Source organism: Candidatus Methylomirabilota bacterium, from assembly GCA_036001065.1.
Classification (GTDB): domain Bacteria; phylum Methylomirabilota; class Methylomirabilia; order Rokubacteriales; family CSP1-6; genus MNEF01.
On the sequence record DASYUQ010000130.1, the window covers coordinates 24580 to 35338 of the forward strand.

The 10759-nt window shown below is 66.5% G+C and carries 13 protein-coding genes; all 13 read left to right on the forward strand.

Annotated elements, in window-relative coordinates; translation table 11 throughout:
* Positions 1–7 precede the first annotated feature (7 nt).
* Complete coding sequence (locus tag VGV13_12835) at positions 8–949, forward strand: DinB family protein (protein HEV8641978.1); 942 nt, start codon at positions 8–10, stop codon at positions 947–949.
* Entirely contained in the window at positions 946–1734 is a 789-nt protein-coding gene (locus VGV13_12840) for an enoyl-CoA hydratase/isomerase family protein (GenBank protein HEV8641979.1), read from the forward strand. The genes VGV13_12835 and VGV13_12840 overlap by 4 nt, the downstream gene beginning before the upstream one ends.
* Positions 1735–1851: 117 nt before the next feature.
* Positions 1852–2421, forward strand: a complete 570-nt coding sequence (locus VGV13_12845) for a hypothetical protein (GenBank protein HEV8641980.1) — start codon at positions 1852–1854, stop codon at positions 2419–2421.
* A complete protein-coding gene (locus VGV13_12850) occupies positions 2405–3073 on the forward strand; it encodes a hypothetical protein (GenBank protein ID HEV8641981.1) in 669 nt (222 codons plus the stop codon). Before VGV13_12845 ends, VGV13_12850 begins: the two co-directional genes overlap by 17 nt.
* Complete coding sequence (locus tag VGV13_12855) at positions 3061–3681, forward strand: hypothetical protein (protein ID HEV8641982.1); 621 nt, start codon at positions 3061–3063, stop codon at positions 3679–3681. The genes VGV13_12850 and VGV13_12855 overlap by 13 nt, the downstream gene beginning before the upstream one ends.
* A gap of 59 nt (positions 3682–3740) precedes the next feature.
* Complete coding sequence (locus tag VGV13_12860) at positions 3741–4241, forward strand: hypothetical protein (protein ID HEV8641983.1); 501 nt, start codon at positions 3741–3743, stop codon at positions 4239–4241.
* 65 nt (positions 4242–4306) lie between these two features.
* Positions 4307–4786: a hypothetical protein gene (locus tag VGV13_12865; GenBank protein HEV8641984.1), complete on the forward strand. Its 480-nt coding sequence runs from the start codon at positions 4307–4309 to the stop codon at positions 4784–4786.
* Positions 4787–4791: 5 nt separating this feature from the next.
* Positions 4792–7866, forward strand: a complete 3075-nt coding sequence (locus VGV13_12870) for a hypothetical protein (protein ID HEV8641985.1) — start codon at positions 4792–4794, stop codon at positions 7864–7866.
* A 95-nt stretch (positions 7867–7961) separates the two neighbouring features.
* A complete protein-coding gene (locus tag VGV13_12875; protein ID HEV8641986.1) occupies positions 7962–8600 on the forward strand; it encodes a methyltransferase domain-containing protein in 639 nt (212 codons plus the stop codon).
* Positions 8601–8611: 11 nt separating this feature from the next.
* Positions 8612–9634 (forward strand): NADP-dependent oxidoreductase, encoded by a 1023-nt coding sequence (locus tag VGV13_12880; GenBank protein ID HEV8641987.1) that lies wholly within the window; start codon positions 8612–8614, stop codon positions 9632–9634.
* Positions 9635–9694: 60 nt separating this feature from the next.
* Positions 9695–9895: a hypothetical protein gene (locus VGV13_12885; GenBank protein HEV8641988.1), complete on the forward strand. Its 201-nt coding sequence runs from the start codon at positions 9695–9697 to the stop codon at positions 9893–9895.
* A 9-nt stretch (positions 9896–9904) separates the two neighbouring features.
* A complete protein-coding gene (locus tag VGV13_12890) occupies positions 9905–10552 on the forward strand; it encodes a hypothetical protein (GenBank protein HEV8641989.1) in 648 nt (215 codons plus the stop codon).
* A gap of 7 nt (positions 10553–10559) precedes the next feature.
* A partial coding sequence (locus VGV13_12895; GenBank protein HEV8641990.1) for an LLM class flavin-dependent oxidoreductase occupies positions 10560–10759 on the forward strand: 200 nt, incomplete at its 3' end.

The following is a 10759-nucleotide window of genomic DNA, read 5'->3' on the forward strand; positions in this document are numbered from 1 at the left end:
CCCCCCGGTGGATCGCGCCCTGACCGTCGCGAGCCTTCGCGCCACCCCGGCGCTCGTCCGGGGTCTCTGCGCCGACTGCCCGCCGGGGGAGGAGTGGACGCCGCCCAAGCCCGGCGAGTGGTCGATCGCGGAGGTCGTCCGGCACCTGGTCGAAGCCGAGCGCGACACCTTCCTGCCCCGACTGCGCCGCATGGTCGCCGAGGTGCGGCCCGCTTTCGAAACCAGACGTCCCGCCACGGGCGACCGGGCCGACCTCGACACGCTGCTCGCCGCCCTGGAGGGCGCACGCCGCCAGAGCGTGGCCATCCTCGCCGCGCTCGACCCCGCCGGCTGGCTCCGCGAGGGCGTGAGCCCGAGCCGCGGTCCCCTGACCATCGAGGCCTACGCGGGCACCATGGCCGACCACGACACCGAGCACCTCGGCCAGATCCACGACGTGCGCACCGGGCTCGGGCTCCGGCCCAAGCGCTGCGAGGCGCGGGTGGCCCTGGACGTCGGCGACGTCGTCCAGGAATTGCGCACGACCCCGGCGCGCATCGCCGCCGTCACCCACGGTCTGAGCGTCCAGGCGCTCAAGCGTCGGGGGCGGGAAGGCGAGTGGTCGATCAAGGAGGTGATGGCTCATCTCCTCCACGTGGAGCGGGAGCTGTTCCTGCCCCGGCTCCGGCGCCTCGCCGAGGAGGAGCGTCCCCAGTTCCCCTCGTTCAGCCCGGAGGCGTGGGCCGCGTCGCGCGATCACCGCCAGGGGCGCTTCGAGGCCGATCTGGAAGCGTTCGCGGCGGCCCGCCGCGAGACGATCTCCTTCCTAGATTCGCTGCCGGCCGCCGCCTTCGGGCGGATCGGGTTCTCGGCGTACTTCGGTCCGGTGACGATCGCCCAGTACGCCACCCACGTCGCGGATCACGATCTGGAGCACCTGGCCCAGATGGAGGCCTGCAAAGCGCCGTGAGCGCGCCGGCCAGCGGTCACCTGCTCCTCGAGCGGGACGGGCGCGTGGCCACCCTCACCTTCAACCGTCCCCAGGCCCGCAACGCCATGACCTTCGAGATGTACGAGGAGCTCCACGACATCTGCGAGCGCCTGGACAAGGACCAGGCCATCCGCGTGCTGGTTCTCAGAGGCGCCGGCGACAAGGCCTTCGTCAGCGGGACCGACATCCGTCAGTTCCTCACCTTCAAGACGCGGGAGGACGCGCTCGAGTACGAGGGGCGCATCACTCGCGTGCTGGGTCGCCTGCACGGCATGACCAAGCCCACGATCGCGATGGTGCAGGGCGACGCCGTAGGCGGCGGGCTCTTCATGTCGCTGGCCTGCGATCTCCGGCTGGCCGCCGAGCACGCGCGCTTCGGCGCTCCGGTGGCCCGCACGCTGGGCAACTGCACCGCGCCGCTGGCCTTCTCGCTGCTGGCCGCGACGATCGGGCCGGTCCGCGCCCGCAACCTCCTGCTGACCGCGCGGCTGGCCGACGCGGCCGAGGCCAAGGCGATCGGGCTGGTCGACGAGGTCCACCCGGCCGCGGCGCTCCCGGCGCGGGTGCGGGAGCTGGCCGTGCACCTGGCGGAGCTGGCGCCGCTCACGCTGGCCGCCGTCAAGGAGGCCACGCGCCGGGTGACGGCGTCGGCCTCCCTGCGAGATGCCGAGGACATCATTCTCTCCTGCTACCTCAGCCAGGATTTCCAGGAGGGCGTCCGCGCCTTTCTCGCCAAGCGCAAGCCCGACTGGCAAGGCCGCTGACGGGGCCACTGTGTATCGCTCCAGATACGGTTGACAGAGCCGACCGAGTTCGCTTAGGGTCGCCGAAGGTAACCAGCACGCGCAGCGCACGCCCGTACGCACTCGTGCGGAGGGCCGATGGCTCTCGCTCGCAGACAGCGTCGCGGTTTTTGGTTCGGTGCCTTCCTTACTGTCAGCCTCCTGGGCTTACTTGCCTGCGCCTCGGCGTCTGCGCAGACTTCCACGCCCGCGTTGGACCGGGCGCGCCAGCAGCCGATTCTCGAGGGCGACAGCGCTGCGGGCATTCGACTCGGCGACGGCGAGGACGCGGTCGCCACCACCCTTGGCGGCCCGCCGCAACGCACGGAGAGCGTGGGCCCGGGGTCACGACGTGTGCTGGTATACGTCTCAGCGGATCCGTCGAACGAGTGGAGCGTCACGATCCGCGTGCTCCTGGGAGGAGACCAGCCAAAGGTTCAGGCAGTCGGTCTGTTCATCTCCAGGCGTGACACAGCGACGAATCCGTATTCGGGTCGCACCGGCAAGGGCTACGAACCGGGGCAGCCCGCGGATTGGGCGCAGGCCGTCTATGGTTTTCCCGACAGGATCATTACCGGCGCGGGCGACCTGCCCGACCTGTGGTGGTATCGGGAAGCTGGCCTCGTCATCGCTCCAGGTCTTCGCCGCCCGGGTGCCGGTCACGTCTGAGACGACGAGTCTGCGGGCGATCGCGACGGCCGCGAGCGGTGCGACCGCTACCCACGCCCTGGCCCTCGCCGTGGCGCCGACATCGACTCCGCTGTTCGTGCTCCACGCCAACCCGTCAAGCGGCGTCGCCCCACTGACGGTGAATTTCTCAGTCGCCGCCGGCTTTGACATAAGCCAGGTGGAACTCGACGCGGACGCAGATGGCCTCGTCGACTTTAGAGGGGTGCGGTTGGACGGGCAGACCTTTGCTTACGCGCAACCAGGAATCTATTTGCCCACCGTCACCGTTGCTGACAGCGGAGGGAATCGATTCGCGACAAGCGCGGTGGTCCAGATCTTTGATCTGAATGCCGTAAGCCAAACTTTCCAGGTCAGATGGACAGCCCTGAAAGACACGCTACGACGTGCTGATATCGTGCAGGCGTTGACCCACATTGTCCACCGGGCACGCCCCCGTTATGAGGAGGTCTTCCGAGCATTGGCCCAAGACTTGCCACAGATCGATGCGATCCTGACCGACATTGTCCTACTTGAACTCCGCGGTCACGAAGCGATTCACGAAATGGTTAGGACAGAGGATAACGCAGTGAGATCGTTCGAAATCAGATTCCTCATCGATGAGGACGGTATCTGGCGACTATGGATGTTCTAGGAGACCGCGTTAAGACGGCGGTCGCCTTTGGCTTCCTTGTTTGCAGCCTCGTCGCTGTTCCTGACGGTGCTGGGACGACAGCCATCGATCAGGCGCTTCAGCAGCCAATCATTGAGGGACAGGCGGCAGCGGGGATTCGCCTCGGCGACAGCGAGAGCGCAGCAATCAACCGCCTTGGCGCGCTGCCTTTCAAGACCGACCAATCCCTCGACGGTTCGCGCCGGGACCTCATCTACGTTATCGCTCCCCCCTCACGTGAGTGGGGCGTTCTGATGCGTCTGACGTTCACACTACGTCAAGCCGGGGTGGAGATGATTCATCTGACGGTCGTGCGACAGGCAGGAGTAGCGCTTCCCTACACCGGGCGGACGTCTAAGGGCTACCAGCCAGGTGAGCCGAAGGACCGGCTGCGAATTTTGTACGGGCCGCCCGACGAGGTGATAACGATCCCCCCCGGCACCGCCGAGTTTTGGTGGTACAAGGGGGTGGGGCTTGTCGTATCGCCCGGCGAGCAGACTATCGGAGACGAACGTCAGGCCAGACTAATCGTGGTGAAGCCGCACTTGTCGTTGGCGGAGGTGCGCGAGCTGGTCCTGGGGGCTCGGTGAGACGAGATCGTCCGCCGCGCCCGCCGTCTCTTGCCCTGGCTGTCCTGATTTTCGGATCGTTGGCGACCTTTCAGGGAGAAGCGGCCGACCTGGCCAAACTGCGATTGGCCCTGTCGGCGCCTATGGTTGCGGGGCAGAGCCTCGCTGGTGTCCGCCTGGGCAGCTCCGAATCTGATGTTGTAAGAGATCTTGGGGCACCGGATCGCGTGTCGTCATCGCTCAGCATCAAAGTCGCCGACTATCTGGAGGCTTCCAATACGTGGCTGCGTATATTTCTCAGGGATGGCCGTGTCGACGCTATCCTGATCGCCGTGTTGCGTCTAGATTCAGCTCCAAGCTTTTCAGCAGGCCTGCGGGGAGTGGGGCTCGGGAGCACCGTCGGCGCTGTCCGCAATGCGTTCGGCCCTGGAACGGACGGCCGTCTGTGGTATCCGCAATTGGGGGTCGCCTTCAATCCGGCTGACCGCGAGCGTCCTGATAATGAAAGAGTGTACGCCGTTCTCGTGCTGAAGCCGGGGCCGAACGATATGGTCGAAGCCTATGGGAGGCTCGCGCATTGAGCCGTTCCGGGCGGCACCGAACGTGGGTCATCATTGCTGGACTCGCGGTCTCATACGCTGGAGTCGTGTTCAGGCCCTTGGCAGTTGACGCTGCAGGTCCCTGGAACGGTCAGATCGTTGATGCAGAAACGAGTGAGCCATTGGCGGGTGTCGTCGTACTCGCATACTGGATCAGGTATCAACCCAGTCTCGGCGGTTGGGCGGGCGGGAGCCATTACGCCTCTGAGGAAGTAGTAACCCGTTCTGATGGCAGATTCACGATCCGGTCGCGCTGGGCGTACACGATTCCCTTGATCATGAAAGTGAGCGGGCCCGAGTTCGTAGTCTTCAAGCCCGGGTATGGCCAGTGGCGATTTCGTAGCACCGCAGCACGCTTCGACAAGGGCGAACTGGCGGTGATTGAAATGCCCAGACTCAGAACACGCGAGGAACGTTTGATGTTTTATCGGATTATGGGGTGGGCGCCGGTAATACCGGATGAGAGGACAGCTCGTATGCGCGAGGCTCTTGAAATCGAACGTGCCTTTCTTGATCTGAGGAACTGAAGGCCATGAGAAAGACCTTCACGGTGGTGTGCTTCCTCCTGTTTCTCGGCAGCACTTCGCCCTGCTACGCCTACGAACCGGAGACCCACCGTGAAATTGCCCAGCGTGCAGCGGGTGCAGGCACTTCGTTGCTCGATCGGGTATTGAAGGGTGAGTTGGCTCTTCCTGGAGGAGTCGATGAGAGCTTCTTGGGACTAACCGTGCCCCGTCTCGTTGGGAACGGTGCATTCTCGGAGGACTCCCCGCCGTTCCGCGCACTGAATCACTTCCATAACCCCCTATTGGGCTGGGATGCCGCGGGGCTGCGCGAGGGCATCCCGTTGGGACAGTCGTCGGTGATTTGGCAACAAAACCAGTCGCAGGATCCTTCTGCCGTGGGAGGTGGTAACTGGTCCTGGCAGGATACTCGGCGGAGATATCTGGAGGCACTGACGGGCAAGACGAAGGGCCAACGCGAGAATGGGTTCGTGAATACCTTCCTCGGGCTGGGTCATCTGTCGCACTTGATTCAGGACGCGTCGGTGCCAGGCCACACCCGCAACGATGCGCATCTGTTTTATGAGGGCTACGAGGCATGGGTCGAAGCGATGCGACGAGGAGGTGTTGACCGGAACGGACAGGACCGAAGAGCGCTATTTCTGAGTTTGCTCACTCAGGACGCGGTGTTTCCTGCCCTCTCGATATTCACCGCGACCGGTGATACTGGAGCGCCTGTACCGATCGCCCGTCTCATCGACTCGGATCTGTTCGGGGGACTGAACACAGACATCCTGAGCGGGACGTTGCAGGGCATGGCCGAGTACGCGAACGGCAACTTCCTAAGTGACGACACGATTTTTCGCGATTTTGCGCTGCCCCGTCCGGAAGCTCTTGGACCAGCCTTCGCGGAGTCCGAAGGTCAGAAACAGCGCCGATACTTCGCCAAGGTGTCCGATGGTGTAGGGGTGAGACATTTCGTAGCGGAGGGCACATTCTTCGAACGACTACTCTTCAGAGGACGCCCGGAGCGTAACGATATCCTCACGGATCGCGTCTATGAGGACTACGCGGCGCTTCTTCTTCCGCGCGCTGTTGGCTATTCCGCCGCCCTCCTTAACTACTTCTTCCGCAACAAGTTGGACGTCGATTTGTTCGCGGACCCGAGCGACCCCGCGTTGGTTCAGGTGAAGGGAACGAATGCATCCTCCGATCCGAACGCCGCCGCCGATCCGCTTGTGGAAGGTGACCTGAAGCTCTATTGGGATGACGCCAGCGGAGTGCGAAGCCCGGTTGCGGCCGTCGAGTCCACCGCCTTGAGCAACGTCGCTGGCGGCGGGGAGATTACATCGGCGCGGTTTCAGCCTCCCACGGAGGCCGAACGGTTCATAGCCGTCTACCAGGGGACGCTGGGGAACGAGATCAAGGATCCCTCGAGGAACTTCCCCGGCGGAGTGATCGGGAAGGTCCTCGGGGGGTATCGCGTCGAGCAGCTTTTCCCCGACGGCACTCGATGGAATCTGAGGACGCCCAAGGGGATTTTCCCGCTGCCCATCTTGCAGGCCGACGTTGTCGACCTCCGGTGGGGCGATCTCGACAACACCCTGGTCGGGCGCAGCAAGTTCACGTCGGGCACGTTCGGCTTCGAGCCGGGCCCCAATCGCATGTTCGCGTATCGGATCAAGCGGCCCCTGGGATCGGTGGACGTGCCGGTGGTGAACGGGATGGTGGACGTCGAGCAGGTTGCCAACGTTCTGTTCCCACTCGGCCTCGACATCGGAGGAGTTCAGCTCAACGCGGGCATCAGCTATCGTCAGTACCTCGTCTCGTTCTTCGTGAGCACGGTGGTGAGCGGTAATAACGTGATCTCAGCGAAGGCCGGCGCTGTGACGGCCGAGGTGGCGGTCACCGGCTCGGCGTCGACGGCGCTGGCCTGGCGGCTCACGCTGGACGAGGACAAGCTGGACAACTTCCGCGGGGTCCGACCGCACATCTGGGAGCTCAAGCAGATCGGCTTGAGAGCCGACGGGCATATCGTCGTCCTCGTGCTCGTGACCCTGAACCCTGAACGGGAGTTCGCGCACTTTCCGTCGAGGGTCTACGTCACGTGTGGCGCCCCGCCGTGCCCGACCCCGCCGACGGTCGAGGATGGGCCGCCGGTCCCGGTGGTCTACAGCCTGGGGCGGGTGGCGCGAGCGGTCTGGGCGCTAGTCGATGTGACGGACGGCCGCCTGCTCCACTCGACGGCGCCGTCCACGCTGACCATCAATAACGTGGTCGAGGTCACAGGGTTCAATACCTTTGTGCCGGGCGGGAGCTCCGATTTCATGATGGTCAACATCATTGTGGAACGTGTGGACGAGGAAACGGGCGCCGTCTCCTATGGGGTGGTCCAACAGAGCGCGCTTCGCTGCCTGCCGACGCAAACCTCCGCTGACGTGGAAATCCGAAGCGGCGTTCTGTCGGCGTCGCAGGTCCACCTGCGCCCCGAGCTTGCGGCCGGCGATTTCTCGCTGATGGTTCCCCCGCGTACTGTCTCGGTCATCGGCGGCTGCTTCGGGCTCGGCTTCGGGACCGTAGGAGTCAGCGCTGCCGCCCGTGTCACGCAGGACTCAGGGGTGCCGGTCCTTCCTTACGTTCAGGAGGCATTCCGAGCGACGGATGGCCCCGAGCGCGTCGTCGTGCTGCTGGAGCGCCAGACCGTGCCAGGCGCGCCGACGTTCGGGAACCCCCAGACGAGAGTCATCGCCTGGGATCCGTCCCCCGCGACCGCGCGACTCGTGCTTGCGTTTCCGGAGGCGGAGGTCGGGTCGCGGCAGATCCTCGGCATCAGCCACGATCTCGGGCTCGTCCGCAACCCGTTTCCTCCACTGATCCCCGCATCGATGTCGGTCATTCCGCTCGAGGGCACCGCGCAAGCCCAGACGTTCCCCATTTCGAGTCTGGAGTCGCGGAACTTCCGGGTCCTCAGCCCCGCGTTCCTCTATCACGTCTCGAATCTGAAGTTCCATCGGGCGCGGGATCTCGCGCGCACCGTCCTGCCGGCGACGCTCGCTACGGGCGGCAACACGTTCGGCGACCACCACGCCACGCGGCTGCCCTGATCGAGAGCAAATAGGACCCGAAAGCACGTACAATCCTCCGCCACGGAGGCTGTGCGTGCACCTGCTCTCGCTCTCCGGCTGCCGCGTCGCCTGACATGGCGCCGCCCACCGCCTTCCCGCCCGGCGCCTTCCGGCGCGAGAACGAAGAGGACGATCGCCTCTTCTACGCCTGGCCCCGGCGCGTGGTGCACCTGGACGGTGGCGCCATCGCCGCGCTGATGCGGCTCTACGAGGCGCTGGTGCCGCCGCGCGGCTGCGTGCTCGACCTGATGTCGTCCTGGCGCAGCCACCTGCCGCCTTCGTTCGCGGGCACGCTGATCGGCGTCGGGCTGAACCGGGACGAGATGCGCGAGAACCCTCAGCTCGCCCAGGCCGTCGTGCACGACCTCAACGGGGAGCCGAAGCTTCCATTCAACGACGGGGCCTTCGACGCCGCGCTGTGCGCCGTCTCGGTGCAATACCTCATCCAGCCGGTGGAGGTCTTCCAGGAGGTGCGCCGGACGCTCAAGCCGGGCGCGCCCTTCGTCGTGTCGTTCAGCAACCGTTGCTTTCCCGAGAAGGCCGTCGCGCTCTGGCGGGCGGCGAGCGACGAGCAGCACGGGGCGATCGTGGCCGCCTACTTCGACGCTTCCGGCGGGGTCGGGGAGGGCTGGAGCGAGCTCAGCGAGTACGCGCATACGCCCGCCGAGGGCGACCCGCTGTATGCTGTCTGGGCCGCGCGAGCCAGTTTCTAAGGAGACTCCCGATGTCCAGTGCCATGAACCGCCAGATCGTGCTGAAGCGCCGTCCGGCCGGTGCGCCCACGCCGTCCGACTTCGCGCTGGTCGACGCGCCCCTGCCCAAGCCCGGCGACGGCGAGATCCTGTGCCGCACCATCTACCTCTCGCTCGACCCGTACATGCGGGGGCGGATGAACGAGGGCCGATCGTACGCCAGGCCGGTCGAGCTGGGCCAGGTGATGGTGGGCGGCACGGTCGGCCAGGTGGTCGAGTCCAGGCATCCGGCCTTCGCGCCGGGGGACTTCGTCCTCGGTTACGACGGCTGGCAGGAATACGCGGTGTCGAAAGGCGTGGGGATGCGCAAGCTCGATCCGGCCCAGGCGCCCATCTCCACCGCGCTCGGCGTCCTGGGCATGCCGGGTCTGACCGCCTACGTCGGCCTCCTCGACATCGGTCGGCCGCGGCCGGGCGAGACCGTCGTCGTGTCGGCGGCGGCCGGCGCCGTCGGCTCGGCGGTGGGCCAGATCGCGAAGATCAAGGGCTGCCGCGCGGTCGGCATCGCCGGCTCTGCCGACAAGTGCGCGTACGTCGTCCGCGAGCTGGGTTTCGATGCCTGCATGAACTATAAGACCGGGGACTTCCCGTCGGCCCTGCAGGCGGCCTGCCCCTCGCGTGTGGACATCTACTTCGACAACGTGGGCGGCGACGTCCTCAAGGCGGTGCTGCGGATCATCAACGTCAACGCCCGCATTCCGCTCTGCGGGATCATCTCGCAGTACAACGCCACCGAGCCGCCGCCGGGACCGAACCTGGCCCCGCTGCTCGTCAACCGCGCCCTCATCAAGGGCTTCATCGTCTCCGACCATCTCGATCGCACCGCGGACTTCCTGGCCGAGTGCACGGGGTGGGTACGAGAAGGCCGGCTCAAGTATCGGGAGGACATCGTCGAGGGGCTCGAGCGGGCGCCGGGCGCCTTCATCGGCCTGCTCCAGGGAACGAACTTCGGCAAGCTGCTCGTCGGGGTCTCCCCCGACCCGACCAGACCCTAGGGCCGGCGGGTTCGCTCTTCGGCGCGGGTAGAGTATGCTGCCGGTCGGGGAGGGGCTCCTATGCGTTCTCGTCTGACGCTGTTCGTGGTCGCCACGCTGGTGGGCGGGTTATTGGGCTATGCCTGGAACTGGCCCGTGTTCAGCGGCATGTACAAGGGGTTCATCGCGCTCTTCACCGATCCGGGGGCGCCCCTGGCCGGCGCCGCGACGGCCGTGCTGCTCGCCTTCGTCATGGGGGTGCCGCGCATCTGCGTCCCCTGATGGACGCCGATGATCTTCACGATCGCGCCCCTGGTTCAGGAGGCGAAGACGAGACGGCGATGGATGGCGGTGCTCGGTCTGTTCACGGGCGCCCTGCTGGTGGTGCTGGGCGTGTTCGGCGCGGCGATGGCCTGGGCGGGCTCCGCCGTGGCCGCGCAGGTGACGACCCCCTGGGCGCGCGAGGCAATCGCCTCCGTCGCCCTCTCGGTGCTGGGCCTGCTGGCGCTGGCGATCGCGCTCGGCGAGCTGGGGCTGACGCGCCCGCTGCTCCCTCGTCTGACCGCAGCTCCGGGGGGAGCCGCCCCCACCGGCAGCCTGACGCGGCGGGCGCTGACGATCGCGCTCGCGTTCGGCGCGACGATGGCGATCTTCAGCCCGCTGTCGGCCTACGCGCTCGTCATCGGCTGGGTGGCGGCGCAGCAGAGCGCCTGGCTCGGCGCCCTCACGCTGATGGCTTACGGCCTCGGGCTCATGGTGCCGCTGGCGGTGGCGGGCACGCTCGCCGCAGGGCGCGCCGGACGGGCCGGCGCCGACGCCCTGGCCCTCCAGCGGCGCGTGAGCGTCGTCAGCGGGGTGAGCCTGGCGCTGGCCGGCGGCTTCCTGCTCTCGATGTGGACGCTGCGCGCGACGTGGGCGCTGTTCCTGCCGGCCGCCTGACCGTCCCGTGAAGTTCGGCGTCCAGCTCCCGCACTTCGGCCCGCTCGCCTCCGGCGAGGGCACGCTCGCGCTGGCCCGCCGCGCGGAAGCGCTGGGCTACGACTCCGTGTGGGTGGGCGACCACATCGTCTATCCCCCGCCGCTCGCCGAGCGCTTCGGCGGGGAGTTCTACGAGGCGGTGACGACGCTCAGCTTCGTGGCGGCGCA

Excerpts from the sequence above, each read along its gene's own strand:
- VGV13_12845 (HEV8641980.1), top strand. The coding sequence starts at position 1,852 with ATGGCTCTCGCTCGCAGACAGCGTCGCGGTTTTTGGTTCGGTGCCTTC.
- VGV13_12855 (HEV8641982.1), top strand. The coding sequence starts at position 3,061 with ATGGATGTTCTAGGAGACCGCGTTAAGACGGCGGTCGCCTTTGGCTTC.
- VGV13_12870 (HEV8641985.1), top strand. The coding sequence starts at position 4,792 with ATGAGAAAGACCTTCACGGTGGTGTGCTTCCTCCTGTTTCTCGGCAGC.
- VGV13_12875 (HEV8641986.1), top strand. The coding sequence starts at position 7,962 with ATGGCGCCGCCCACCGCCTTCCCGCCCGGCGCCTTCCGGCGCGAGAAC.
- VGV13_12880 (HEV8641987.1), top strand. The coding sequence starts at position 8,612 with ATGTCCAGTGCCATGAACCGCCAGATCGTGCTGAAGCGCCGTCCGGCC.
- VGV13_12885 (HEV8641988.1), top strand. The coding sequence starts at position 9,695 with ATGCGTTCTCGTCTGACGCTGTTCGTGGTCGCCACGCTGGTGGGCGGG.
- VGV13_12890 (HEV8641989.1), top strand. The coding sequence starts at position 9,905 with ATGATCTTCACGATCGCGCCCCTGGTTCAGGAGGCGAAGACGAGACGG.